Annotated in this window: 1 protein-coding gene; it reads left to right on the top strand. The window is 53.6% G+C overall.

Going from position 1 to position 235, the window contains the following annotated elements:
- The coding region (locus SB786_RS37705; protein ID WP_410731773.1) for a serine hydrolase at positions 1-235 on the top strand (235 nt) is incomplete at both ends.

A 235-nucleotide genomic window follows, 5' to 3' on the forward strand; every position in this document is an offset into this window, starting at 1 on the left:
CTATTAACTGGCGAACTACTTACTCTAGCTTCCCGGCAACAATTAATAGACTGGATGGAGGCGGATAAAGTTGCAGGACCACTTCTGCGCTCGGCCCTTCCGGCTGGCTGGTTTATTGCTGATAAATCTGGAGCCGGTGAGCGTGGGTCTCGCGGTATCATTGCAGCACTGGGGCCAGATGGTAAGCCCTCCCGTATCGTAGTTATCTACACGACGGGGAGTCAGGCAACTATGG

The sequence above is a fragment of the Burkholderia sp. SIMBA_062 genome (assembly GCF_046534765.1).
Classification (GTDB): domain Bacteria; phylum Pseudomonadota; class Gammaproteobacteria; order Burkholderiales; family Burkholderiaceae; genus Burkholderia; species Burkholderia ambifaria.